We start from the raw sequence: 25,053 nt of genomic DNA on the forward strand, positions 1-25,053 counted from the left end.
GGGCGGTCACCCCTCGCGCAGGGAGCGGCGCGGGATGTCCGGGGCGGCCGGTCCCGCGGCACCGCGCGGCACCGCCTGCGCGAACGCGACGACGGCGTCGGCCAGGTCGTGCAGCCGCTCGCGGACGCCGTCGTCGGTGAGGTCGCCGCCGGTAAAGTGGGTGTTGTTCGCATACACCGCGCCGGGCACCGCCCAGGCCCGGAAGAACCCGACGAGCGGCTTGAGCTCGTGCTCGACCGCGAGGAAGTGGTGGTCGGTGCCCCCGGTGGCGACGAGCCCGACGGGCTTGCCCGCCAGTGCGTCGTTCGGGAGCACGTCGAACAGGTTCTTCAGCCGGCCGGTGTAGCTGCCGCGGTACATCGGGGTGCCGACGACGAGCGCGTCCGCCGCGACGACCCGGTCGATCACCGCGCGGGTGTCGCCGGTGTAGTCGGCGGGGTCGCGGCCATCGGAGAAGACGACGTCGTGGTCGCGCAGGGCGAGCAGCTCCGCCGACACGCCGTCGTGCGCGGCGGCCCTGGCCACCGCCAGTTCCAGCAGCAGCGCGGTCTTCGACGGGTCGGACGGGCTGCCGGAGATCGCGAGGAGATCCATCCCGGCGACCCTAGCCGCCGCCCGACCCGGCACCCTGATGTCGTGCAGCTGAGCCGTCGTTCGTTCCTGCGGGCCGCCGGTGCGTCCGCGGCGCTCGCGGGGATCCCGGCGCTCGCGGCGTGCGGCGCGCCGGCCGACGCGGCGTCGCCGCGGCTGGTCACCTCGTTCGCCGGGACCGGCCCGCTCGGGGCACCCGACCCGCACCGGGTGTGGCGGCCGGTGGACCGGGCGCGGGCGGCCGCCGTCGCCGACACGCTGCTGGTGTGGGACCAGGACATGACCCCGCGCCCGCACCTGGCGGCCTCCGCGGCACCCGACCGGACGGGGACGCGCTGGCGGATCCGGCTGCGCGACGCCGTCGCCCACGACGGGCGGCCGCTGGCCCCGGCCGACGTGCTCGCGTCGCTGCGCCGGGTGCTCGACCCCGCGACCGGGGCGACGGCCGCGCCGCTGCTCGCGCACCTGGACCTGACCGCCAGCCGCGCGGTGTCGGCGACCGAGGTGGAGCTCGTGCTGGGCCGTCCCGACTTCCTGTTCGCCCTGGCCCTGGCCGCGCCGGGGACCGGCATCGTGCGCGGCGGGCGGGGGGACGTGCCCGTCGGGACCGGCGCGTTCCGCTTCCTGCCCGGCTCGCCGGACGCCCTCTACCGGCACGACGGCCACTTGGCCGGCCGCCCGCCCGCGCCCGCGGTGGAGTTCCTGGTCGACGACGACGAGGAGAACCGTTACCAGTCCCTGGTGGACGGCTACGTGCACTGGGCGCACGACCTGTTCCCGCACAGCGCACGACGGCTGCTCGGACGGACCGGGACGACCGTGCTGTCCGCACCGGGCTCGGTGACCCGGTTCCTCGACACCGGGCCCGGCCCGCTCGCCGACCCGCGGCTGCGCGAGGCGGTGCGGCTCGGGATCGACCGGGTGGAGCTGGTGCACGAGATCCTGCTGGACCTCGCGCAGCCCGGCGACGACCTGTTCGGGGCCGGGCTGGCTCACCACCCGGACGGGGTCGCGCCGGTGGTGCGCGACGTCGCGCGTGCCCGGGAGCTGGTCGTCGCGGCGGGGGCGGACGGGGCGCGGGTGCCGCTGTTCTTCGACCCGTTCGACCCGATGTCGCGGCCGACCGCCGACCTGGTCGTGGAGCAGCTGGCGGTGGTCGGGCTGCGGTGCGAGCCGCGCGAGCCGGAGCCGCCGGACGTCGAGCCGACCCCGGGTATCCGGTTCCGCCGTGCCGCGGCGCAGCCGATCCCGCTCTACCTGCAGGCCGTGGCCGCGGCGCCCCGGGCACCCGGGGACGACACCGCGGGCGACACCGGGGACGACACCGCGACCGACGGCGCGGCCGGTCCCGTGACCGGCGGGGCCGCCGGGAGCCGGGACGCCGCGGGGGGCCGCCCCGACGTGCGGGCGCTGCTCGCCGTCGCCGCCCGGGCCCCGGACGAGGCGCGCCGGACCGACGCCCTGCGCCGCGCCCAGCTCCTGCTGCGCGACGACGCCACCGCCTGGTCGGTCGGGGACGAGCACGTCGGCGTCACCGCGGACCTGTCGGGCGTCGAGCCCGCCCGCCCGGACACCGGGACCTGGGCCCGGTTCCACCGCGCCCGCCTCGGCTGACCGCCTCCGGCGCGGCACTTGTCCCGGCCCCGACGACTGTGATCCTGTTCAGGTGACCAGGAGACGGAGGGGCGGAGTGCTGCGTGGCGTCGGCCGGTCCGGGCGGGCCGCCGTCGCGGCCGGGCAGCTGCTCGCCGCCGTCGTGGCGATCTTCGCGCTGACCACGCTGCTGCCCGGCGACGCCGCCGACGTCGTCCTGGGACCGGACGCCACCGACGAGCAGGTGGCGCGGCTGCGCGACGAGCTGGGGACCGGGCTCCCCGCGACCGAGCGGCTCGCCGGCTGGCTCGGCGGGCTCGTCACCGGGGACCTCGGCCGGTCGCTGGTGACCGGCCGTCCCGTCGTCGACGAGGTGGCGGGCCGGCTCGCGAGCACCGCGCTGCTCGCCGTGCCTGCGCTGGTCCTCACCGTCGCGCTGGCCGTCGCGATCGGCACCGCGACCGGCCGGCGGCCCGGCAGCACCCTCGACCGGGTCTCGACGGCGACGGTGTCCGCACTGGCGGCCGCCCCGCAGTTCGCGACCGGGCTGCTGCTGGTCGGCCTGTTCTCGCTGCAGCTCGGGTGGCTCCCGGCGACCGCGGGCGGCGGGTCGCTGCTCACCCCGGCGGTGCTCGTGCTGCCGGTGGCCGTGCTGGTCCTCGCCCAGCTGGGCAGGCTGTCCCGGCAGGTCCGCCAGGGCGTCCTGCAGACAGACCGGGCCCCGCACGTCACCCACCTGCGACGGCTGGGCCTGCCCGAGCGCGACGTGCTGCTGCGTCACGTGCTGCCCGGCGGGCTCGCGCCGTCGGTGCAGCAGCTCGCCCGGATCGTCGGCGGGACCCTGGGCGGGGTCGTCGTGGTCGAGTCGCTGTTCGCGCTGCCCGGGGTCGGCGCCGGGGTGGTCGACGCGGTGCAGAACCGCGACATCCCGCTCGTCCAGGGCTACGCGGTGCTCGCCGCGGTCGTCACGATCACGGTGAACCTGGCGGCCGACGTGACCGTCGCGCGGCTGAGCCCGGTGCGGGAGGAGTGGGCGTGAGCCGGGTGCCGGTGGGGACAGCGATCGCGGCGGTGCTCGCCGGGGTACCGCTGCTGTGCGCACTCGCCGGGCCGTTCCTCGCGCCCCTGCTGCCGGCCCCGGACGGCGCCGGCGCGCTGCTCCCGCCCGGGCCGGGGCATCCGCTGGGCACCGACGCGCTGGGCCGCGACGTGCTGACGCTCGCGCTGACCGGCGGCACCACCGTCGTCGCGCTCGCCGTCGGCACGCTGGTCCTGGCCTACGCCGCCGGGGTCCCGCTGGGGCTGCTGCTGGCCGCGTCGGGGCGACGGTGGGCGGTGCTGCTCACCCAGCGGGCCCTGGACGTGCTGCTGGTCCTGCCGTCGCTGCTGGTGCTGCTGGTCCTGGCCGGGACCGGGCGGCGCGGGGTCGGCCCGATGCTGGTCGCGACGGCGCTGCTGCAGCTGCCCGCGGTCGTCCGGGTGGTCCGCGGGGCCGCCGGGGCCCCGGCGCGGCGGGTGGCGCTGGAGACGATGACGCAGAACGGCGAGCGGTGGTGGCGGGTGCACCTCGTCGAGACCGGGCGGTTCGTCGCCGGGCCGGTGCTCGTCGACGCCGGGACCCGCGGCGTGCTCGTGCTGACCGTGCTGACCGGCGCGAGCTTCCTCGGGGTCGGGCTGCCACCGGACACCGTCGACTGGTCGGTGGTGATCGAGCAGAACTCGTCGTCGCTGTTCCTCGCCCCGTACGCGCTGCTGGTGCCGGCGGGTCTGCTCGTCGCGCTCGCCGCGGGGACGAACGTGCTGGTGGACCGGCTCGCGGACCGGACGGGGGCGGTCGTGTGAGCGCGCTGACGGTCCGCGGGCTGACCGCGCGCACCGCCGACGGGACGGTGCTCCTCGACGGCGTCGACCTGGACCTCGCGCCCGGCGCGGTGCTCGCCGTCGCCGGGCCGTCCGGGGCGGGGAAGTCGACGCTCGGGCTGGCGCTGCTCGGCGGGACCGCGACCGGGGTGGAGCTCGCCGGGTCGGTCCGGGTCGGCGCGGCCGAGCTGCTCGGCGTCGGCCCGCGGGAGCTGCGGGCGCGCCGGGCCAGGCGGGTCGGGTACCTGCCCCAGCACCCGGGCCAGGTCCTGGACCCGGTGCGCAGGGTCGGACCGGTCCTCGACGAGCTCGCCGCCACCGTGCACGGCCGCGGGCGACGGCACCGGGCCGCCCGGGCCCGGGCGGTCGCCGAGGCGTGCGAGCGGGCCGGGCTCGGCGCCGAGCCGCACCTGCTCCGCCGCCACCCGCACCGGCTCTCCGGGGGTCAGCAGCAGCGGGTCGCGCTCGCCGGGACGCTGGTGACCGGCCCGGACGTCGTCGTGCTCGACGAGCCGACCACCGGGCTCGACCCGGCCGCCACCCGCGCGGTGACCGACCGGCTCGCGGCGCTGGCCGCGGGTTCGACGGCGCTGGTGCTGCTCACCCACGACCTCGACGTGGTCCGCAGGCTCGCCGCCGCCGTCCCGGTGACGCTGCTGGAGCTGGCCGCGGGCCGGGTCGTGCGCACCGGCCCGGCCGCCGCGCTGCTCGGTGCACCCGTCCCGACCGCGCCCCCGCCACCACCGGCGGCGGTCGGGGCGCTGCTCGAGGTGACGGACCTGGGGGTCCGGGCCGCGGGCGGGGCGCAGCTGCTGTCCGGGGTGGACCTCGCCGTCGGGCGGGGCGGGTTCGTCGCGCTGACCGGGCCGTCGGGGGCGGGCAAGACGACGCTCGGCCGGGCCCTGGCCGGGCTGACCCCCTGCTCGGGGACCGTCCGGGTCGGCGGCCGGGACCCCGCGGGCGACCGGCGCGCCGTGCAGTACGTCCACCAGGACTGCCGGTCCGCCTTCCTCGACCACCGCCCCGTCCTCGACCAGGTCGCCCGGCCGGCCGTGCTGCTGCGCGGGCGGTCCCCGGCCGACGCCCGGGCCGCCGCCGTCGCGCTGCTGGAGCGGCTCGGGGTCCCCGCCGCGACGGCCGCGCGCCGCCCGGGCGGGCTGTCCGGCGGTCAGCTCCAGCGCGCCTCGGTGGCGCGGGCCCTGCTCGCCGGGCCCGCGGTGCTGGTGGCCGACGAGGCCACCTCGGCGCTGGACGGCGGGCACCGCGCGCTGCTGCTCGCCGAGCTGCGGCGCTCCTGCCGCGAGGACGGCACCGCGGTGCTGCTGATCAGCCACGACCCGGTCGCCGTCGCGTCGGCGGACCGGATCGTGACGCTCCTCGACGGCCGGGTGGCCGCGGCACCGCAGCCGGTCCCGGCCGGCTGAGCCGGACCGCTCAGGCGCCCGCGTGCTCGCGCAGCAGCTGCGCGGTCTCCCGGGTGATCTCGGCGTGCAGCCGGCAGTGCTCGTGGTGGTCGGCGTGCGCGCCGCAGGCGGCCGAGCTGGCCTCGCAGGCGAGCGCGGCGGCCGACGCGGCGGCCTCGCCGACCGCCTTGTCCCCGGTCCGGCGGCCGAGCACGCTCGCGGCCGCGGTACAGAGGTCGGCGGCGTCGAGGGCGAGGAGCACCTCGGTCTCCATGCCGCCGGAGGCGACCATGGCCGAGGCACAGGCGGTGCTCGCGCGGGCGGCGTCGTGCAGCTTCTCGACGACGGTGGCCGGGGTGGCGACGCCGGCGGCCTCGAGGACGTGGTGGCTCATGGGGATCTCCTGGTGTCCGGGGTGTGGGACCGGAGGGTTCCCGCGTGGCGGTGGCCGCACTCACCTGATCGTCGACCTCGACGTCTGAACAACCCGTCATACGTCACGTAGGGTCGGATCATGTCTGCGCTGTCCGCCGTCACCGTCTGCCGGGGGTGCTGCTGCGGCTCCGGTCGCAAGCACCCGGGCCTGGACCGGCCCCACCACGACAGGCTGCTCGACCGGCTCACCCGGGGCACCGAGGGCCACGCGCGGCTGCGGACCAGCGAGTGCCTCGGCCCGTGTGCCGACTCCGACGTCGTCGTGGTCGGACCCACCCCGGCCGCGCGACGGGCCGGTGCGCGGCCCGTGTGGCTGCGTGCGGTCCTGGACGCGGCGACGACCGACGCCGTCGCCGACTGGGTCCGCGCGGGCGGGCCGGGTACGGCGCCGCGCCCGGCCGTCCTCGACGGGCACGTGTTCGCCCCCGGCCTGCGCGCCTCGGACACCGGGCGGGCCGCCGGATGACCCCGCCCGAGCTGTCCCGGCGCCGGGTGCTGACCGGCGCGCTCGGCGTCGCCGCGCTCGCCCTCACCGGCTGCTCCGGCGGCGGGACGGGCCAGGAGCGGCTGCGGGTCGCCTTCGCGACCGGTGGCTCGCGCGAGTCGCTGGACCCGCACGTCCTGCCGCTCTACGTCGACCAGGCCCGGGCCAAGGCGTGCTTCGACACCCTCACCGGGTGGTCGCAGGACATGACCCCCGAGCCGCGGCTGGCCGAGTCCTGGGAGAGCGACGCGACCGGGCGGCGGTGGCGGATCCGGCTGCGCGCGGCCCGCTTCCACGACGGCTCCCCGCTCACCGCCGACGACGTGCTCGCCACCCTGGCCCGCATCACCGACCCGGCGACCACCGCGATCGCCGCGACCCTGTTCCGCGACCTCGACGCGGCCGCCTCGCGGGCGGTGTCGCCGACCGAGGTCGAGCTGGTGCTGACCCGGCCGAACACGCTGTTCCCGCTGGCCTGGGGCGCGCCCGGCACCGAGATCGTCAAGGCCGGAACGACGTCGTTCGACCGTCCGAACGGGACGGGGCCGTTCCGGCTCGCGTCGTTCACCCCGGGCGGGTCCACCGTCTACACCGCGTCGGAGGACCACTGGGACGGCGCGCCCGGCGTGCGTGAGCTGGAGTTCCTGCCCGTCGACGACGAGGCCGCCCGGATCGGCGCACTGCTGTCCGGCCAGGTGCACTACGCCCACGACCTCACCCCCACCGGCGCCGCCCGGCTCGACGGCGAGCAGCGCGCCTCGGCGCTGTCCGCGCCGGCCTCGGCGAGCCAGTTCCTGGTGATGCGGGTGGACCGGGCACCGTTCTCCGACCCGCGGCTGCGCGAGGCGGTGCGGCTGGGCATCGACCGCGAGGAGCTCGTGCGGGTCGTGCTGCTCGGGCGCGGCCGGGTCGGCGACGACATGTTCGGCCAGGGGCTGCGCTACCACCCGGCGGGGGTGAGCCCGGTGGCGCGCGACGTCGCACGGGCCCGCGCGCTCGTCACCGAGGCCGGGGCGCAGGGGGCGGCGATCGAGCTGCAGACCAGCGGCGCCGACCCGACCTTCGACGCCGCCACCGCGCTCGTCGCGCGCCAGCTCGGCGAGGTCGGGCTGCGGGTCACGGCGCGGCCGCTGCCGTCGTCGGGCTACTTCCGGGCCATCCGGCAGCAGGGCGTGTTCTCCCAGAACAGCACCGGCTCGCTGCCGATCCCGGACTACATCGGACGCCGGATGCTGACCAGCACCCCGACCTACGACTTCACCGGCTACCGCAGCCCCGAGATCGACCGCCTCTACTACGCCGCCGTCGCCACCACCGACGACGCCGCGCGCACCGACGCGTTCGCCCGGATCCTGGGTCTGCTGCGCGCCGACTCGGGCGCCCTGGTGTGGGGTGTGCGGGACTGGAACGTCGGCGTGGCGGCCGGGCTCACCGGACTGGAGGCGGCCCGGCCGAACACGTTCGCCTGGGCGAACTTCGCGCGCGCCCGGCTCGGGTGATCAGCGGATCGCGACCAGGGTGCGCCGGTCGAAGGTCTGGGTGAGCGTCCCGACCTCGGCGAACCCGGCGCCGTACAGCGCCTGCTCCCAGGCCGGCAGCGACGACCCCCCGGTGACCCGGCCGGCGAAGCGGCGCTCCCGCTCGGCGAACCCGTCGGCCAGGGCCGGCTCGTCGGCGAGCGCGTCCCACCAGGTCCGGAAGTCCTCGCCGGTGGCCAGTCCCCGGTCGGTGCGCTCGACCCGCAGGGCCCGGGTCAGCTCGGCCAGGCGCGGCTGCTCCGGGTCGGCGAGCACGGTGTCGACGTTCACGAACACCGCGCCGGGGCGCAGCACGGACGCGAGGCGCTGCGCGAGCCCGGGGAGCGCGGGCTCGGGCAGCCAGTGCAGGGCGGTGGCCGAGACGGCGGCGTCGAACGGCCCGCCGACGGCGTCGGTCCACCCGGGACGCGAGAGGTCGGCGTCGACCCAGTGGACGCGCTCGCCGGTGGTCCGCCGGGCCAGCTCCAGCATGACCGGGTCGACGTCGACGCCGACCACCTCGGCACCGGTCCAGCGCGCCGCCGCGCGGGCCGCGAACGACCCGGGCCCGCAGGCGAGGTCGAGGAGCCGTGCGGGGGTGCCGGCGAGCCGGTCGACGACGTCGAGCGCCAGCGCGAACAGTTCCTCGCGGTCGGGGATGTAGCGCTCCTGCTGGGCGTCCCACCGGCGCAGCCAGTGCTCGGCGTCGAGGTCCGTTCCGGTGGTCATCACACTCTCCTGCACAGCGGTGGCAACAGTGCGGCCGACGGTATCCGCGCGGACCCGCCGAACGGAAGGGACCGCCGGGCCCGTGACCGGCGACGTTCACCGTGCGTGACTCAACGGTCGTCGAAACCGGAACCGATAGGGGGGTCGATCGTGTCCGGACCCCAGATGTAGTGTCCGGGGCGCTGGTGGTTCACCGGTCCGCACGGGCCGGTGAGGCAAGAGGGAACCCGGTGGGAATCCGGGACTGCCCCGCAGCGGTGAACGGGAACGACCGCCGTCAACAGCACTGGGAGCTCCTCCCGGGAAGCGACGGCCAGTAGGTCTGTGCAGTGCGCCCGTGAGTCCGAAGACCTGCCACCGGTGCGCGTGCCGACCGGTGCGCGCTGCTCCGGGGCCTCGTGGGACGGCGCCAGGGTGTGGTGGGCCATCGCGGTCGTTCGGTCCCACCGCCTCCTCGCACCGCTCCGCCCCCGGGGACGACGGCGACTCGCGAGGAGAGAGCCCGTGACGGCTTCCACCGCTGCACCGGCAACAGCACCCCCGGCCCTGCGCGTCATCCGGCGCGACGGGTCGGAGACCGGTTTCGACGCCACCAAGATCTCGGTGGCGATGACCAAGGCCTTCCTCGCCGTCGAGGGGGACGCCGGTGCGTCGTCGTCGCGGCTGCACCACCTCGTCGCCGGGCTGACCGACCAGGTCGTCGCGGCACTGGCCCGCCACCCCGCGCACGCGGTGCACGTCGAGCAGATCCAGGACCAGGTCGAGCTCGCCCTGATGCGCGGCGGGCACCACCGGGTCGCCCGCTCCTACGTGCTCTACCGCGAGCAGCAGGCCCAGGCCCGCGCGCACGACGGCGGGGGCACCGCCGCCACGGACGCCCCGGTCGTGCACGTCACCCACCCGGACGGCAGCCGGGCCCCGCTGGACCGCGCCCGCGTCGCCGCGGTGCTCGACGAGGCCTGCGCCGGCGTCGAGGACGTGACCCCGGAGCCGGTGCTCGCCGAGCTGGACCGCACCGTCTACGACGGCATCACCGCCGACGAGCTGGCCCAGGCCCTCGTCCTGGCCGCCCGCACCCTGGTCGAGCGCGAGCCCGCGTACTCGCTGGTGGCCTCGCGGCTGCTGCTGGACCGGCTGCGCGCCGAGGCCGTGTCGCACCTGGCCGGCACACCGTCCACCCCGGACCACGCGGAGATGGGCGCGGCCTACGCCTCCTACTTCCGTGACTACCTGCGGCACGCGATCGCGGTCGGCCTGGTCGACCCGGAGCTGGCGACCTTCGACCTGGAGCGGGTCACCGCCGCGATCCGCCCCGAGCGCGACCTGCAGATCGGGTTCCTCGGCCTGCAGACCCTCTACGACCGCTACTTCCTGCACGAGCGCGGCGTGCGCTTCGAGCTGCCGCAGGCGTTCTTCCTGCGGGTCGCGATGGGGCTGGCGGTCCGCGAGGTCGACCGCGAGGCGCGGGCGGTCGAGTTCTACGAGCTGCTGTCGAGCTTCGACTTCATGGCCTCGACCCCGACGCTGTTCAACTCGGGCACCACCCGCCCGCAGCTGTCGTCGTGCTTCCTCACCACCGTCGACGACGACCTGGAGTCGATCTTCGGCGGCTACCGCAACAACGCGCTGCTGGCGAAGTACTCCGGCGGGCTGGGCAACGACTGGACCCCGGTCCGGGGGCTCGGCGCGCACATCCGGGGCACGAACGGCGTCTCCCAGGGCGTGGTGCCGTTCCTCAAGATCGCCGGGGACACCGCGGTCGCGGTGAACCAGGGCGGCAAGCGCAAGGGCGCCGCGTGCGCCTACCTGGAGACGTGGCACGTCGACATCGAGGAGTTCCTCGACCTGCGCAAGAACACCGGCGACGACCGCCGCCGCACCCACGACATGAACACCGCGAACTGGGTGCCCGACGAGTTCCTGCGCCGCGTGCAGGCCGACGGCGAGTGGACCCTGTTCTCCCCGGACGAGGCCCCCGACCTGCACGACCTCTACGGCACCGCGTTCGCCGAGCGCTACCGCGCCTACGAGGCGGCCGCGGCCCGCGGTGAGGTCCGGGTGCACCGCACGGTGCGCGCGGTCGAGCTGTGGCGGCGGATGCTGACCATGCTGTTCGAGACCGGGCACCCGTGGATCACGTTCAAGGACCCGTGCAACCTGCGCAGCCCGCAGCAGCACGCGGGCGTGGTGCACTCGTCGAACCTGTGCACCGAGATCACCCTCAACACCCGTGCCGGCGACGAGGGCGAGGTCGCGGTCTGCAACCTGGGCTCGGTGAACCTCGCCGCGCACGTCACCGCGGACGGGCTCGACGCCGACAAGCTGCGCCGCACGGTGACCACCGCGGTGCGGATGCTCGACAACGTCGTGGACATCAACTTCTACACGATCCCCGAGGCCCGCCGGTCCAACCTGCGTCACCGCCCGGTCGGCCTGGGCCTCATGGGCTTCTCCGACGCGCTGTTCACCCAGCGCATCGCGCCCGGCAGCGACGCGGCGGTGCAGTTCGCCGACCGCAGCGCGGAGGCGCTGTCCTTCCACGCGATCACCGCGTCGTCGGACCTGGCGGTCGAGCGCGGCCGCTACGCCAGCTTCGACGGGTCGCTGTGGAGCCGCGGGATCCTGCCGCTGGACTCGGTCGAGCTGCTGGCCGCGGCCCGCGGCGACGGCGAGCTCGACGTCGACCGGTCGTCCACGCTGGACTGGGCGTCGCTGCGGGAGAAGGTCGTCGCCCAGGGGATGCGCAACTCCAACGTCCTCGCGATCGCGCCCACCGCGACGATCTCGAACATCTGCGGGGTCGGGCAGTCGATCGAGCCGATCCACCTCAACCTCTACGTGAAGTCCAACATGTCCGGCGACTTCACGGTGATCAACCCGCACCTGGTCCGCGACCTCAAGGACCGCGGGCTGTGGGACGAGGTGATGGTCGCCGACCTCAAGTACTTCGACGGGTCGCTGGCCGAGATCGACCGGGTCCCCGCCGACCTGAAGGAGCTCTACGCGACCGCGTTCGAGATCGAGCCGCGCTGGCTCGTGGCCGCCGCGTCGCGCAGGCAGAAGTGGCTGGACCAGGCGCAGTCGCTGAACCTCTACCTCGCCGCCCCCAGCGGCCGGGCGCTCGACGAGCTCTACCGCCTCGCCTGGCGCTCCGGGCTCAAGACCACCTACTACCTGCGCACCCGCGCGGCGACGTCGGTGGAGAAGTCCACCCTCACCGGCACCGACGGCCGGCTGACCGGCGTGCCGAGCACCCCGGCCGCCGCCCCCACCGCGTCGCCCGCGGCGACCGTGCCCGCGGTCCCGGCCACCGCCGTGCCCGCCACAGCCGTGCCCGCCACCGCCCCCGACCTCGATCCGGGCCGTGCCTGCTCGATCGACGACCCCGACTGCGAGGCCTGCCAGTGACCACTCTGCAGCCCACCGGAAGCACCGAGAACGCCAGCGGCCTGGGCGAGATCGCCCGCGGCGCCGCCCCGATCGACGCCGACGACAAGCGCATGATCAACGCGCGCGCCGACGTCAACCAGCTCCTGCCGCTGAAGTACACCTGGGCCTGGGAGAAGTACCTGGCCGGCTGCGCCAACCACTGGATGCCGACCGAGGTCGCCATGCAGGCCGACATCGCGCTGTGGCGCTCCCCCGGCGGGCTCACCGACGACGAGCGCCTCATGCTCACCCGCAACCTCGGGTTCTTCGCCACCGCGGAGTCGCTGGTCGCGAACAACATCGTGCTCGCGGTGTACCGCCACCTCACCAACCCCGAGTGCCGCCAGTACCTGCTGCGGCAGTCGTTCGAGGAGGCCGTGCACACCCACACGTTCCAGTACGTGTGCGAGTCGCTCGGGCTCGACGAGGGGGCGCTGTTCAACGCGTACCGCGAGGTCCCCTCGATCACCGAGAAGGACGCCTGGGCGCTGCGCTACACCCGGGCCCTGTCCGACCCGGACTTCCGGACCGGCACCCCGGAGAACGACCGCGCGTTCCTGCGTGACCTCGTCGCGTTCTACGTGGTCTTCGAGGGCATGTGGTTCTACACCGGGTTCGCGCAGATCCTCTCGCTCGGCCGGCGCAACAAGATGGTGGGCATCGCCGAGCAGTACCAGTACATCCTGCGCGACGAGTCGATCCACCTGAACTTCGGCATCGACTGCATCAACCAGATCAAGATCGAGAACCCGCACCTCTGGACGGCCGAGTTCGCCGCCGAGATCCGGACGATGCTGCACGAGGCGTGTGAGCTGGAGGTCGCCTACGCCCGCGACACCATGCCCCGCGGGATGCTCGGGCTGACCGCCGAGTCCTGCGAGCGCTACCTGCGGTTCATCACCGACCGGCGCGCCGAGCAGATCGGGCTCGCCCCGCTGTTCGGGGAGCCGGAGAACCCGTTCCCGTGGATGAGCGAGGCCATGGACCTGCGCAAGGAGAAGAACTTCTTCGAGACGCGGGTGACCGAGTACCGGACGGGTGGGTCGCTGGACTGGGACTGAGGGGGTGGGCCGGGCCGGGTGACCGGCCCGGCCCGCGGACCTGACCTTTCGGGGAGGGATCAACCCGACAGACGCGGACCTCTGTCGCCATTCCCGGGCAACAGCCATGACAACGCGGGGTGGACGGCGCACCGTCACGGGGTCACGACGCCGACCGCTCCGGCCGGCCGCCGAGCCCAGGAGAGCCCCCGATGTCCGCCCCCCGCTCCGCCCCCGCCCGCCGCTTCCGGGCCGATCTCGACCGGCACGACCGCCGCTCCCTGGCCGGGATGGCCGCGTTCGTCGCGCTGCTGCACCTCGCCGGGTTCGGGGTGCTCGTGTTCCTCGTCGCCCCGGCGCACTACAGCCTCGGGGCCACCGGGGTGTTCGGCATCGGGATCGGGGTGCTCGCCTACACCCTCGGGCTGCGGCACGCCTTCGACGCCGACCACATCGCCGCCATCGACAACACCACCCGCAAGCTGCTCGCCGACGGCGGCCGCAAGCCCCTGTCGGTCGGGTTCTGGTTCTCCCTCGGGCACTCGACCGTCGTGTTCGGTCTGACGTTCCTGCTGGGCGTGGGCGTACGGGCGCTGGCGGGGCAGGTCGGCGACGACAGCTCGGTGCTGCACGCCGTGACCGGCGTCGTCGGGTCCTCGGTCTCGGGCGTGTTCCTGTGGATCATCGGCCTGGTCAACCTGGGCGTGCTCGTCGGGATCGTCGGGGTGTTCCGCCGGATGCGCCGCGGGGAGTACGACGAGGCCGAGCTCGAGGAGCACCTCGCGAAGCGCGGCGTCATGAACCGCTTCCTCGGCGGCCTGACCCGCGCGGTGCGCCGGCCGTGGCACATCTACCCGATCGGCTTCCTGTTCGGCCTCGGCTTCGACACCGCGACCGAGGTGACGCTGCTCGTCCTCGCCGGGGGCGCCGCGGCGTTCGCGCTGCCGTTCTACGCGGTACTCGTCCTGCCGGTCCTGTTCGCCGCCGGGATGAGCCTGCTCGACACCGTGGACGGGGTGTTCATGAACGTCGCCTACGGCTGGGCCTTCGCCCGGCCGGTGCGCAAGGTCTACTACAACATCACGATCACCGGGCTGTCCGTCGCGGTCGCGCTGGTCATCGGCACCATCGAGCTCGTCGGGGTGCTCGTCCAGGAGACCGGCACCACCTCCGGGCCGCTCGTCGCGATCGCCGACGTCCCGCTCGACGACGCCGGCTACGGCATCGTGGGCCTGTTCGTCGTCGCGTGGCTGGTCGCGATCGCGGTGTGGCGTTTCGGCCGGGTCGAGCAGCGGTGGTCCGCCACCGGTGCCCCCGAACCGGCGGCGGAGGCCTGAGGGCCGCCCGCGCCGACCGGCCCGGAGTCCTCGCTCACCCGGCGGCGGCACCGTCCGGGGCGGGCAGCTGCTCGGCCACGTCGGCCATGTCCTGCTCGGTGGGGGCGTCGTCCTGGGTGAGGTCGCGACGCCAGTACCCGGTGAAGGCGACCCGCCGCCTGTCCAGCCCCCGCTCGCCGACCAGGTGCCGGCGGACCGCCCGCACCGCCGAGGCCTCCCCGGCGACCCAGGCGAACACCGGCCCCTCGGGCAGCTCGACCGCGCGCACCGCGTCGGGCAGCGAGCCGCCGCCGCGGTGCACCCAGTGCACGTCGGCCCCGGGCAGCTCCTGCTCCTCGGCCGGGCCGTCCACCTCGACCACCGCGACCGCCCGGGTCCCCGGCGGCAGCTGCTCGACGATCGCGGCGATCGCGGGCAGCGCGGTCTCGTCCCCGACGAGCAGCCGGACCGGCTCGCCGTCCGGGCTGCGGTACCCGGCGACGGCCGGCCCCAGCACCCCGACGACGTCGCCGATCGCGGCGCGGGCGGCCCAGCGGCTCGCCGGGCCGGCGTGCCCGCCGCCGGGCTCGCCGTCGCCGTGCAGGACGAAGTCGACCACCATCCGGCCGGCGTCGGGGTCCAGCGCCCGCACCGTGTAGGACCGCATCCACGGCCGTCGCTCCTCCGGCACGGCCAGGTAGCGGACGTACCAGCCCGCGACGCCGCTGCCGTCCTCCGGCGCGGCCGGGATCTCCGGCACGCCGCCGTCGCGGGCCAGGAAGATCTTCACCTGCTGGTCGGGTGCGACCGGCCGGGCGCCGAGCAGGTCGTCGGAGGCGAGGGTGATCCGGCGCATCCGCGGGGTCAGCGGTTCGACGCCGACCACCCGGCAGAGCGCGTACGAGGGCAGGTCCTGGCTCACGGGGTCTCCGATCCGATCAGCCGCCAGCCGCGGGCGCGGCGGCGGGACTCCCAGAAGGCGGCGTAGCGGCCGCCGCGCTCCAGCAGCTCGGCGTGCGTCCCGGCCTCGGCGATCCCACCGTCGTGCAGCACGACGATCCGGTCCGCCGCGACGACCGTCGGCAGCCGGTGCGCGATCACCAGCACGGTGCTGCGCCGGGCCAGTACCCGCATCGACTCCGTGAAGAACCGCTCGTTCTCCGGGTCGAGCGCGGCGGTGGCCTCGTCGAGCAGCACGATGTCGGCGTCCTTGAGCAGGGCGCGGGCGACCGACACCCGCTGGCGCTCCCCGCCCGACAGCGAGGTGCCGCCCTCGCCGACCCGGGTGGCCCAGCCGTCCGGGAGCCGTTCGACGATCTCGGTCACCCCGGCCAGCCGGGCCGCCTCCGCGACGTCGGCGGCGGAGGCGTCCGGGCGACCGAGGCGGACGTTGTCCTCCAGGGTCCCGTCGAACAGGTAGACGTCCTGGAAGACCAGCGCGAGCTGGGCCATCAGGTCCTCGGTGGTCTGGTCGCGCACGTCCGCGCCGCCGACCCGGACGGTGCCGGAGCCGACGTCCCAGAACCGTGCGACCAGCCGGGTCACGGTGGTCTTGCCCGAGCCGGACGCCCCGACCAGGGCGACCGTCTCGCGCGGCGCGACCCGCAGCGTGACCTCGCGCAGCACCGGCGTCGACGGGTCGTAGCCGAAGCCGACCCCGTCCAGCTCGACGGCGCCCCGCTCGTGCCGCTGCGCCGACCACCGCGGCTCGGGCAGCGGCTCCTCGCGCAGCACCGCGACCAGCCGGCCCAGGTCGTTGCGGGCGATCCGGACGACGCCCGCGTAGTCGCCGACCTCGGCCAGCGGGCCGGTGAACCGGGCGGCCAGCGCGAGCAGCGCGACCATCCGGACCGGGTCGAGCGAGCCGCCGAGCGCGAGGTGGGTGCCGGTGAGGATCAGCGCGCTGAACGCGACCTGCACCGCGAACCCGCCCGCGACGATGCCCGCCGTCGCCAGCCACACCGACCGGCGGCCGGCCCGCTGCTGGGCGTCGATCGCGTCCTCCAGCGGCCGGTGCCCGGCGGCGCCGCGGCCGAAGGCCCGCAGCACCCGCTGGGTGCGTGCGAACTCGACGACCCGGTTGCCCGCCTCGACCGCGGCCGCGTCGTCGAGGGCGTCACCGCGCCCCACCCAGGACGCCGACGCCCGGAACGCCAGCCACAGCACCGGCACGCAGACCAGCGCCGCGAGCGCGAGCAGCGGGTCGAACAGCAGCATCGCCAGCACGATCGTCGCCGGGGTCACGACCGCGACGACCAGCGGCGTGAGCAGGTGCGCGAACAGTCCGGCGACGGTCATCGTTCCGCCGGTTGTGATCCGGGACAGCCTGCCGACCCGCTCGGCGGAGAACCAGCCCAGCGGCAGCGCGGACACGTGGTCGCCGAGCCGTTCGTGCAGTGTCGTCAGCACCACCAGCGCGACGCCGAACCCCGCCATGGCCTGGACGTGGTAGAGCACGCAGGCCGCCACGACGGCCACCAGCAGCGCCCCGGTCCAGACGAGCGCGGCCGCGGTGTCCCCGGCGAGCAGCGCCTCCAGGAACGGCACCAGCAGGACCGTCGCGACGCCCTGGACCACCCCGAACGCGGTCACCCACGCGAGGTAGCCGAACAGCCGCCGCCGGTGGGCGGGACCGAGGATCAGCAGCAGGTCGGTGATCACGAGAGCTCCTCCCCCGCCCGGTGGGCGGCCCACATCGCGGCGTAACGGCCGTCTCGGGCCAGCAGCGCGTCGTGCGCGCCCGACTCGCACACGACCCCGCCGTCGACCACGGCGATCCGGTCGGCGCCGGCGATCGTCGAGAGCCGGTGCGCGACGACGATCACCGTCCGCCCGCGGGCGAGCCCGGACAGCGCGTCCTGGATCTCGGCCTCGGACTCGGGGTCGGCGAAGGCGGTCGCCTCGTCGAGCACCAGCACCGGGGTGTCGGCGAGCAGCGCGCGGGCGATGGACACCCGCTGCGCCTCGCCCCCGGACAGCAGCGCGTCCTGCCCGACCACGGAGTCGTAGCCGCGGGGCAGCGCGAGGACCCGGTCGTGGATCCGCGCGGCCCGGCAGGCGGCGTGCAGCTCGTCCTCCGTCGCGTCGGGCCTGCCGAGCCGGACGTTGTCGGCGACCGTGCCGTGCACCAGCTGCACGTCCTGCAGGACGAAGCCGACGTGGCGGTACAGCACCTCGGGCGCGATCTCCCGGACGTCGACGCCGCCGATCCGCACCGCACCCGCGGTGACGTCGTGGAACCGGGCGACGAGCGTGGCCAGTGTGGACTTGCCCGCACCGGACGGCCCGACCAGCGCGGTCACCGTCCCCTCCGGGGCGTCGAGGTCGATCCCGCGCAGGACCTCCGGGCCGCCGGGGTAGGCGAACCGGACGCCGTCGAGCTCGACGCGGTGCCCGTCCGGGACGCGCGGCGCGGCGGGGACCGGCAGCACCGGGGTGGCGAGCAGGTCGTGGATGCGCAGCGCGGCCGCGGCGGCGGTGCGCCGGTTCGCGGCGCCGAAGCCGAGCGCGGTGATCGTCGTCGGGACGACCAGCGAGACCAGGATCCCGGTCATCGCCTCGACCGGGGTGACCCAGCCCGCGTCGACGAACCACAGCACCCCCGCACACGACACGAGCAGCACGACGGGTGCGGAGATCGCCATCGTGGAGAGCGCCTCGAGCCGCAGCATCGGGCCGACCCACTCGGCGTAGAAGCGGCCGAAGTCGCGGGCGGCGTCGGCGTAGCCGCGGTGCGCGCGCCGCGCCTGGCCGAAGGTCTTGACCACCGCGATGCCGGACACGAACTCGACGACCGCGGAGCTGATCCGGGCGTTCCCGGCGTTCATCTGCTCGACCTTGGCGGCGTAGCCACGCATCATCCAGGCGTAGGCCGCGGCGTAGAACGGCACCGTGACCAGCGCGAGCAGCGCCAGCCGCCAGTCCAGCCAGGCCAGGTAGCCGACGCCGGCGAGCGGCAGCACCCAGGCCGCGACCCACTCGACGGGATGGTGGGCGACGACCTGGTGCAGGTCGTGCACGTCGTCCTGGGCGGCCTTGCGCACCACCCCCGAGGTGCGCTCGGAGAACCAGCCCAGCGGCACCCGTCCCAGGTGGGCGGTCATCCGGCGGCGCAGCACCGCCTGCAGCCGGACGTCGGCGAAGTGGGTGATCGCCAGGGCCAGCCCGGTGATCCCGCCGCGGGCCCCCAGCCCGACGACGATCAGCCACACCGCCCCGGTGACCGCCCCGCGGTCCACCGGCCCGGGCGCGAGCAGCGCGTCGGCGAGCCCGGCCAGCGCGGCGAACGGAACCAGCCCCGCGACGGCGCCGACCGCGGCCAGCACCTGCGCGACCCGGATCCGGACGGCGACCGGGCGCAGCAGCTCGGACAGCGCCGACGCCTCGGCCCGGGGACCGGACGGCGGATCGGGCGGTGCGGGCGCCGGCGGGGCGACCTGGTCGGTCAGGGTGGTCACGATGCCTCCAGCAGCGGACGCAGGGTCTCGATCAGGGCGGGGGTGGAGGCCGGGTTCGGCGTCAGCAACAGGGCGGCCACATCGGTGGACACCAGGTGCAACCGGCCCTCGCGGACGAGCGGTCCGCGGGCGACCAGTGGTCGCGCGGTGAGCGCGGCGCCGTCGGCCCCGGTCGGGACGCCGACCAGCGCGACGTCGGCGGCGTCGAGCAGGCCGAGCTGCTCGTCGGGCAGCTGGGAGATGCCGGCCTGCCACGGCGGCAGCGCGGCGACCGCGGGTGGGAGCCGCAGTCCGATGCGGTCGAAGAACCGCACCGAGGGTCCGTCCGCGGCCGTCACCAGGTAGGCGGTCCCGCCGACGTACTGCCCGAAGACGTAGCTGCGCCCGGCGGGCAGCTCGGCCCGGAACCGCGCCAGCTGCGCGTCCGAGCGTGCGATCAGCTCCGCCGCCGCCTCCGGACGGCCGAGCGCGGCGCCGATCATCCGGGTCAGGTCCTCCCCCGGGTCCTGCAGCAGCGCCGTCCGGTAGGACACGGTCGGCGCGATGGCCGCGATCCGCGGGTAGGCCGCGGCGAACGTCGGCTGGGCGGTCGTCATCAGGATCAGGTCCGGCCGCAGTGCGGCGACGGCCTCCAGGTCCGGCTCCAGGGAGTCCAGCGTGGACACCGCGGCCGACAGCGGCAGGTCGACCCCGCGCCACGACCCGTCCAGTGACGCGGGGTTGCGCACCGCGCCGACGACCGGGGCACCCAGCGCACTCGCGATCTGCGCATCGCCCGCCCCCAGCACGACGACGCGCCGTGGCGCGGCGGGCACGACGGCCTCGCCCTGCCCGTGCACCACCGTCACCGGGAATGCGGCGTCCGCGGCCGCGCCCCGGACGGGTGCACCGGAGTCACCGGCCCCGCACCCCGCGAGCACGAGTACCCCTGCCACGACCAGGACGGTCGATCGGATCAGCACGGCCCACCTCCGTTCAGTAAGGTAAACCTTAGCTATCCATGAATCGCATTCGCAATCCCCTCCGTCGTACGGTCGTTGGGTGACACCCACCTCCGGTGCGCGGGCGGGCAACCGTCCGGGACCCAAGCCCCGTCTGACCCGCGAGGAGATCGTCGAGGCGGCCGTCGAGGTCGGCGTCGACCGGCTGTCGGTCGCGGCGGTGGCCGACCGGCTCGGCGTCGCGCCGGGCACGCTCTACCGCTACGTCGACGGCCTGGAGGAGATCGCCGCCGCGGCCGTGGCCCTGGTGTTCGCCCGCACCGCCCTGCCCGACACGACACAGGGCTGGCGGGCGTTCCTGGAGGCCGAGGCGGCGCTGGCGTTCGACCTGCTGCTCCGCTACTCCGGCCTGATCCAGGACCTCGGGGCGGACCTCAGCGCGGTCGCCGGGGACCGGATGCGGCGGATCGTCGCGGCCCTGCACGGCGCGGGTTTCGGGACGTCGGCCGCGGTGCGGGTGGCCGACGCCGTGCTCGACATCGTCGCCGACGGCGCCCACCAGACCCGCTGGGTGCGCGGGCCCGGCGGCGGCCCCGGCGATCTGTCCGACCCCGCCCGGGCCTATCTCGACTCGCTCGACGAGCAGGTCCGCCCCGGCGTCGAGGCGATCATGAACGAGCCGCGCGAGCACGTGCTGGACAAGGTCGCACTGGTGCTCGACGGCGTCGAGCACCGGCGGGCGACCGGCAGGCCGGGGTACGCCGGGATCGGCTGAGGGCCGTCAGCCGGCGTTGCGGTCGCCGCTCGGGTCGAGGAGCCCGTCCGCGCCGGTCCGGCCGCGCCAGGCGTCGAGCACGGCCGGGTCCGCCCCACCGGCGACGGCGAGCACCCGCAGCGCGACCGCCTGCGCGGCCCGGCCGGGCGCCGTCGCCGGACGCGGCCCGGGCGCCTCCCCCGCCGCGACCGCCCGGACCACCCCGGCGGTCACCGCCCACTGGTCCGGGTCGCCGAACCGCTCCAGCAGGCCGTCGAAGGCGGCCGCCCGGGTCGGGTCGAACGGGATCGGACGCCCGGTGAGGTCGGTCAGCGGGTGCGCCGGGTAGAGGTGCGCGCAGGGCAGGTGACCGGCGGGCACGGGCACGGTCGCCGCGTGCGTGCGGCCCTCGCGCAGCACGTGCGGGAGCAGGTGGGTGTGCGGTCCGTCCGGGGAGCGGCCCTCGGGCGGCGGGATCGCGGCGTACACCTCGACCCGGCCGAGCGCGGTGGTGAACACGCGGTGCGGGCCCGCCGCGACCAGTGCGGCGGTGAGCGCGCCGTCGAGCGGGCCGCCCGCGGCACGGTGCAGCAGCCCGAGCAGGTCGGGATCGGCCGTGCGCACGCAGGCGTCCACCGTGGTCGTGCCCAGCCCGAGGTCGACGAGCACGGCGTCGCGGTCGGCCCGCCGCAGCGCGGAGCGGTCGGGCCCGAGCACGGTGACGGCCCTCCGCGCGGCCCCGCGGGCCGCGGTCGCGGGCAGGCAGAGCGCGACCGCGTGGTTCCAGTGCTCGTGCGGGCCGACCGGCGTCCGGTAGGCCAGCGGCCGGGTCGCCGGGTGCGGCTCGATCCGGATCCCGCCGCGCGCGGTGACGACCGCACCCGGCCCGGACGGCCCGACCGGCTCGTCGGGGGTCCGCACGAACTCGGCGATCGCGCCGGGCGCCCCCATGCTCCAGCCCGCGTACGGGTCGGCCAGGTACGCGCTCAGCAGCCCGGCCACGTCGTCCACGTCGTCCCCATCACCCACGTCCCTCACCCTGCCCCTCCGACCGGAGGGTTCACACCCCGACACACTCTGTTGCACAGTGATGGCAACAACGATCGGGAGGCATCGTGGACGAGCACCCGCACGACGGCCCGGAGTGCGCCGGCTGCGACTGGGAGGGCAGGCCGGAGGCGTTCCGCTGGTTCCCCGAGCTGGGCAGGCCCCTCGAACCCGCGGCCGGGCAGGTCCACGCGGCCTGAGCTCACCGGGCACCCACCCGTTCCCACCGGCGCCCCCACCACAGGGCCGTCCCGGCCGTCAGCACGACCGCCAGCGAGGGCACGAGCACCACCTGCGGCGCGCCGAACAGGTACTCGCGGCCCTCCGCCACCATCGCGCCCCACTCCGCGGTCGGTGGCTGGACGCCGAGCCCGAGGAACGACAGCCCGGAGACGGTGAGCAGGGTGCTCGCGAACCGGACGCAGGCGTGCGCGGCCAGCGGCGGGACGAGGTTCCGCGCGACGTGGCGGGTCAGGACCCGCGCGGGCCCCGCGCCGAGGGCGACCGCCGCCGTCACGTACTCCCGCTGCCGCTCGGCGAGCGCGAGCAGGTAGGCCTGCCGGGCGAACGGGGTCCAGGCGATCACCGTGACCGCCACCAGCAGCGACCCGACGCCAGGACCCAGTGCGACCGCGGCGAGCAGCCCGAACAGCACCACCGGGATCGCGGCCAGGACGTCGACCACCCGCATCGCCGCCCGCCCGACCGGGCCCACGACCGCGGCGAGCGACCCGACGGCCACCCCGAACACCCCGGTGACCAGCACCGCGGACAGCGCCAGCCCGACCGTCAGCCGTCCGCCGTGGACGGTGCGCGCGAGCAGGTCCCGGCCCAGCTGGTCGGTGCCCAGCGGGTGCGCCGCGGACGGCCCGGCGAGCATCCCGGCGAAGTCGACGGCGTCGGGGTCGGGCAGGAGTGCCGGCGCGGCCAGGGCCAGGGCGGCCACCCCGGCCGCGACCCACCACGCCGTCCGCACCCGGGGCCTCACCGTGACCCCGCCGAGCGCAGCACCGGGTCCAGCGCCGTCGCCAGCACCTCCACCAGCACCCCCGCGACCACCGCGACCGCGACGACGAGCAGCGTGCCCGCCTGCACCACCGGCAGGTCCTGCGCGACGACGGCCCGGTGCAGCAGACGCCCCAGCCCCGGGATGCCGAACACGACCTCGACCACCACCGAGCCGCCCAGCAGTCCGGCGACGAACATCCCGGCCAGGGCGGTCACCGACGTCGTCGCGAGCCGGGCGCCGTGCCGCCACAGGACCCGGTGCTCACCGAGGCCCTTGGCCCGGGCGACGAGCACGTGCGGCCGGGTCAGCACCCCGGCGGTCTCGGCGCGGACGAGCTGCGCGGCCAGCGCCCCCGGGTAGGCGGCGAGGGTCAGCACCGGCAGGACGAGGTGGGCGGGGTCGCCCCAGCCGAGCGCGGGCAGCGCCCCGGCCCACACCGCGAACACCAGCACCAGCCAGGGCGCGAGCACGAACTCCGGCACCGCGACCCCGGCGACCGTGCCCAGCCCGAGGAACCGGTCGAGCAGCCCGCCGGGACGGCGCGCCGCGTAGGCCCCGGCGGGGATGCCGACGACCGCCGCGAGGGCGAGCGCGAGCACCGCGAGCAGCCCGGACACCGCCGCGGCGTCGGCGACCTGCCCGGCGACCGGGGTCCGCGCGACGTAGCCGTAGCCGAGGTCGCCGCGCAGCACCCCGCCCAGCCAGCGCAGGTACTGCTCGGTGACCGGCGCGTCCAGCCCCAGTGAGGACCGCAGCCGCGCCTCGGTCGCCGGGTCCGGCACCGCCTCGGCGCTGCGGGCCCGCAGGACCGCCCGCGCCGGGTCGACGCCGACCAGCCGCGGCAGCGCGAACACGAGCACCGACGCGGCCAGCAGCACCGGCCCGACGACGACGAGCCGGCGCAGCAGGAGCCCGATCACCCCGTGGTCGGGGAGAGCTGCGGCAGCACCGGGCGGATCTGCAGCGGGTCGGGGACGAAGCCGGTGGCACCGCGCAGCACGGCGGTGTTGCGCGGGTGCACGACCATGACGCCGACGGCGTCGCGGGTCAGCATCGCGGCGGCCTCTCCGAACAGCTGCTGGCGGGCCGCCGGGTCGACGGTGGCGTTGAGGCGGTCTACCAGCGCGTCGTAGGCGGGACTGCAGTACTGGTCGATGGCGTAGCTGCCGTCGCAGGTGTAGTCCGAGGTCAGCGTGCTCGCCGCGTCCGGGAAGTCGGACAGGTAGCTGCGCGAGTTGAGGAACATGTCGTAGTCACCGGCGAGGACCTTCGGCTCCTGGGCCTCGTAGTTCCCGACGGTGATGTCGACCTTCACCCCGGCGGCACCGAGCATCGCCTGGATCGCGTTCGCCAGCGCGGGCAGCTCGGGCCGGTTCGGGAAGGTCCACAGCCGCACGGTCAGCGGGTTCTGCTCGGTGTAGCCGGCCTCGGCGAGCAGCTGCCGGGCGCGGGCGACGTCGGCGCCGGGCGGCGGCGCGGTCTCGCCCCACGGCACGGCCGCACCGAACAGGTCGGCCGCGGGCGCGGCGCCCCCGGCGAGGACCTGCTGGGCCAGCACCGGGCGGTCGATCGCCGCGGTGACGGCCTGGCGGACCCGCAGGTCCGAGAACGGCGCCGCGGACTGGTTGAGCTGCAGCGGCACGGTGCGCGCGTTCGGGTACTCGACGACCTCGGCCCCGGCCGAGCGGACCTGGTCGAGCTGGGCCTGGGGCAGGCCCTCGGCGAACTGGACGTCGCCGGACTGGACCGCCAGCGCACGGGCCTGCGGGTCCTCGACGTAGCGGACGGTGACCCGGGCGGCGCCCGCCGGCTCGCCCCAGTAGTCGTCGTTGCGGACCAGCTGCGCGGAGTCGGCGCCGCTGACGGAGTCCAGCACGAACGGGCCGGTCGCGGTGCGCAGGTAGGCCGGCGCCCCGCCGCCGGCGTACGCGGCGGGCGCGAGGATGCCGAGGTTGCCGCTGGACAGCCGCAGCGGCATCACCGGGTCGGGCTCGGTGGTGGTGATCCGGACGGCGTCGGCGCCGTCGGGGGCGATGGCGAAGCCGATGCCCCGGATCGCCCGCGGCGGGGCCTCGACGCCCGCGACGTAGCGCAGCGCTGTGACGACGGCGTCCGGGGTGAGCGGGGTGCCGTCGTGGAATCGCACGCCCTGGCGCAGGGTGACCCGCCAGGCGTTGCCCTGCTGCTCCCAGGCCGTCGCGAGCATCGGCGCCGGGCGGGCGTCGGCGTCGACCGTGGTCAGGGTCTCGGCGACGCCGAGGGACTGCAGCCGGGCGCCGTCGTCGGCGTCGAAGGCGTAGTCGGCGCGCGGCGGGAACTGCAGGGCCACGGTCAGCTCACCGGCCGGGTCCGGGGTCCCGGTGCCGCCACCGCCGGCTCCACAGCCGGTCAGCACCAGGGCGGCGGCCGCGAGCAGCGCGGCCATCTTTCGTGCGATCACCCCATATG

The 25,053-nt window shown here is 76.0% G+C and carries 22 protein-coding genes and 1 riboswitch; of the genes, 11 read left to right on the forward strand and 11 right to left on the reverse strand.

From position 1 onward, the window contains the following. Positions 1 to 6: 6 nt before the first annotated feature. The gene (locus KPL60_RS28615; protein ID WP_226367731.1) at positions 7 to 594 is read right to left on the reverse strand and encodes an NADPH-dependent FMN reductase; all 588 of its coding nucleotides are present in this window, start codon (positions 592 to 594) and stop codon (positions 7 to 9) included. 42 nt (positions 595 to 636) lie between these two features. Between KPL60_RS28615 and KPL60_RS28620 the strand changes: the two genes are divergently transcribed. The 4 genes from KPL60_RS28620 to KPL60_RS28635 all read left to right on the forward strand — a co-directional run bounded on the left by KPL60_RS28620 (position 637) and on the right by KPL60_RS28635 (position 5,468). After that, the gene (locus tag KPL60_RS28620) at positions 637 to 2,205 is read left to right on the forward strand and encodes an ABC transporter substrate-binding protein (protein ID WP_226367732.1); all 1,569 of its coding nucleotides are present in this window, start codon (positions 637 to 639) and stop codon (positions 2,203 to 2,205) included. 76 nt (positions 2,206 to 2,281) lie between these two features. Continuing rightward, positions 2,282 to 3,223 (forward strand): ABC transporter permease, encoded by a 942-nt coding sequence (locus tag KPL60_RS28625; protein WP_308016849.1) that lies wholly within the window; start codon positions 2,282 to 2,284, stop codon positions 3,221 to 3,223. Beyond that, the gene (locus tag KPL60_RS28630; protein ID WP_226367733.1) at positions 3,220 to 4,026 is read left to right on the forward strand and encodes an ABC transporter permease subunit; all 807 of its coding nucleotides are present in this window, start codon (positions 3,220 to 3,222) and stop codon (positions 4,024 to 4,026) included. Before KPL60_RS28625 ends, KPL60_RS28630 begins: the two co-directional genes overlap by 4 nt. After that, a complete protein-coding gene (locus KPL60_RS28635; RefSeq protein ID WP_226367734.1) occupies positions 4,023 to 5,468 on the forward strand; it encodes an ABC transporter ATP-binding protein in 1,446 nt (481 codons plus the stop codon). Before KPL60_RS28630 ends, KPL60_RS28635 begins: the two co-directional genes overlap by 4 nt. 10 nt (positions 5,469 to 5,478) lie before the next feature. On the opposite strand, the gene KPL60_RS28640 is transcribed toward KPL60_RS28635, so the two are convergent. Then, positions 5,479 to 5,841 carry a hypothetical protein gene (locus KPL60_RS28640; protein WP_226353995.1) on the reverse strand — a complete coding sequence of 121 codons (363 nt, stop codon included), beginning with the start codon at positions 5,839 to 5,841 and terminating at the stop codon, positions 5,479 to 5,481. Between the two features lie 120 nt (positions 5,842 to 5,961). Here KPL60_RS28640 and KPL60_RS28645 point away from each other — a divergent pair, with 120 nt between their 5' ends. Together KPL60_RS28645 and KPL60_RS28650 are read left to right on the forward strand one after the other, a co-directional pair. Beyond that, complete coding sequence (locus KPL60_RS28645) at positions 5,962 to 6,348, forward strand: hypothetical protein (protein ID WP_226353996.1); 387 nt, start codon at positions 5,962 to 5,964, stop codon at positions 6,346 to 6,348. After that, positions 6,345 to 7,865, forward strand: coding sequence for an ABC transporter substrate-binding protein (locus KPL60_RS28650; protein ID WP_226367735.1), 1,521 nt, complete (start codon positions 6,345 to 6,347; stop codon positions 7,863 to 7,865). Before KPL60_RS28645 ends, KPL60_RS28650 begins: the two co-directional genes overlap by 4 nt. Here the strand turns inward: KPL60_RS28650 and KPL60_RS28655 are convergent, their stop codons facing one another. After that, positions 7,866 to 8,612 carry a trans-aconitate 2-methyltransferase gene (locus KPL60_RS28655; RefSeq protein WP_226367736.1) on the reverse strand — a complete coding sequence of 249 codons (747 nt, stop codon included), beginning with the start codon at positions 8,610 to 8,612 and terminating at the stop codon, positions 7,866 to 7,868. Between the two features lie 169 nt (positions 8,613 to 8,781). Further along, a riboswitch (cobalamin riboswitch) is annotated at positions 8,782 to 8,986 on the forward strand. A 130-nt stretch (positions 8,987 to 9,116) separates the two neighbouring features. Between KPL60_RS28655 and KPL60_RS28660 the strand changes: the two genes are divergently transcribed. From KPL60_RS28660 to KPL60_RS28670, 3 genes are all read left to right on the forward strand, one after another. Then, the gene (locus KPL60_RS28660; RefSeq protein WP_226367737.1) at positions 9,117 to 12,020 is read left to right on the forward strand and encodes a ribonucleoside-diphosphate reductase subunit alpha; all 2,904 of its coding nucleotides are present in this window, start codon (positions 9,117 to 9,119) and stop codon (positions 12,018 to 12,020) included. Between the two features lie 5 nt (positions 12,021 to 12,025). Beyond that, complete coding sequence (locus KPL60_RS28665; protein WP_226356586.1) at positions 12,026 to 13,102, forward strand: ribonucleotide-diphosphate reductase subunit beta; 1,077 nt, start codon at positions 12,026 to 12,028, stop codon at positions 13,100 to 13,102. Positions 13,103 to 13,293: 191 nt separating this feature from the next. Beyond that, positions 13,294 to 14,418 carry a HoxN/HupN/NixA family nickel/cobalt transporter gene (locus tag KPL60_RS28670; RefSeq protein WP_062398203.1) on the forward strand — a complete coding sequence of 375 codons (1,125 nt, stop codon included), beginning with the start codon at positions 13,294 to 13,296 and terminating at the stop codon, positions 14,416 to 14,418. Positions 14,419 to 14,452: 34 nt separating this feature from the next. On the opposite strand, the gene KPL60_RS28675 is transcribed toward KPL60_RS28670, so the two are convergent. From KPL60_RS28675 to KPL60_RS28690, 4 genes are read right to left on the reverse strand one after another with little or no spacing between them, the layout of a single operon-like run. Beyond that, positions 14,453 to 15,319 (reverse strand): siderophore-interacting protein, encoded by an 867-nt coding sequence (locus tag KPL60_RS28675; protein ID WP_226367738.1) that lies wholly within the window; start codon positions 15,317 to 15,319, stop codon positions 14,453 to 14,455. Then, the gene (locus tag KPL60_RS28680) at positions 15,316 to 17,058 is read right to left on the reverse strand and encodes an ABC transporter ATP-binding protein (RefSeq protein WP_226367739.1); all 1,743 of its coding nucleotides are present in this window, start codon (positions 17,056 to 17,058) and stop codon (positions 15,316 to 15,318) included. Before KPL60_RS28680 ends, KPL60_RS28675 begins: the two co-directional genes overlap by 4 nt. Next, complete coding sequence (locus tag KPL60_RS28685) at positions 17,055 to 18,854, reverse strand: ABC transporter ATP-binding protein (protein WP_226367740.1); 1,800 nt, start codon at positions 18,852 to 18,854, stop codon at positions 17,055 to 17,057. The genes KPL60_RS28680 and KPL60_RS28685 overlap by 4 nt, the downstream gene beginning before the upstream one ends. Then, complete coding sequence (locus tag KPL60_RS28690; RefSeq protein ID WP_226367741.1) at positions 18,851 to 19,816, reverse strand: ABC transporter substrate-binding protein; 966 nt, start codon at positions 19,814 to 19,816, stop codon at positions 18,851 to 18,853. The genes KPL60_RS28685 and KPL60_RS28690 overlap by 4 nt, the downstream gene beginning before the upstream one ends. 79 nt (positions 19,817 to 19,895) lie before the next feature. Here KPL60_RS28690 and KPL60_RS28695 point away from each other — a divergent pair, with 79 nt between their 5' ends. Then, positions 19,896 to 20,570 (forward strand): TetR/AcrR family transcriptional regulator, encoded by a 675-nt coding sequence (locus KPL60_RS28695; RefSeq protein ID WP_226354004.1) that lies wholly within the window; start codon positions 19,896 to 19,898, stop codon positions 20,568 to 20,570. A gap of 6 nt (positions 20,571 to 20,576) precedes the next feature. Here KPL60_RS28695 and KPL60_RS28700 read toward each other — a convergent pair whose 3' ends face one another. Next, on the reverse strand, positions 20,577 to 21,578 hold the full coding sequence (locus tag KPL60_RS28700) for a hypothetical protein (RefSeq protein WP_226367742.1): 1,002 nt from the start codon (positions 21,576 to 21,578) through the stop codon (positions 20,577 to 20,579). Between the two features lie 86 nt (positions 21,579 to 21,664). Between KPL60_RS28700 and KPL60_RS34105 the strand changes: the two genes are divergently transcribed. Continuing rightward, on the forward strand, positions 21,665 to 21,796 hold the full coding sequence (locus KPL60_RS34105; RefSeq protein WP_255656635.1) for a hypothetical protein: 132 nt from the start codon (positions 21,665 to 21,667) through the stop codon (positions 21,794 to 21,796). A 2-nt stretch (positions 21,797 to 21,798) separates the two neighbouring features. Here KPL60_RS34105 and KPL60_RS28705 read toward each other — a convergent pair whose 3' ends face one another. From KPL60_RS28705 to KPL60_RS28715, 3 genes are read right to left on the reverse strand one after another with little or no spacing between them, the layout of a single operon-like run. After that, a complete protein-coding gene (locus KPL60_RS28705) occupies positions 21,799 to 22,572 on the reverse strand; it encodes an ABC transporter permease (RefSeq protein WP_226367743.1) in 774 nt (257 codons plus the stop codon). An 8-nt stretch (positions 22,573 to 22,580) separates the two neighbouring features. Beyond that, positions 22,581 to 23,525 (reverse strand): ABC transporter permease, encoded by a 945-nt coding sequence (locus KPL60_RS28710; RefSeq protein WP_226367744.1) that lies wholly within the window; start codon positions 23,523 to 23,525, stop codon positions 22,581 to 22,583. Beyond that, a complete protein-coding gene (locus KPL60_RS28715; RefSeq protein WP_226367745.1) occupies positions 23,522 to 25,045 on the reverse strand; it encodes an ABC transporter substrate-binding protein in 1,524 nt (507 codons plus the stop codon). The genes KPL60_RS28710 and KPL60_RS28715 overlap by 4 nt, the downstream gene beginning before the upstream one ends. Positions 25,046 to 25,053 lie beyond the last annotated feature (8 nt).

The organism is Pseudonocardia sp. ICBG162, assembly GCF_020496225.1.
In the GTDB taxonomy this organism is placed as follows: Bacteria; Actinomycetota; Actinomycetes; order Mycobacteriales; family Pseudonocardiaceae; genus Pseudonocardia; species Pseudonocardia alni.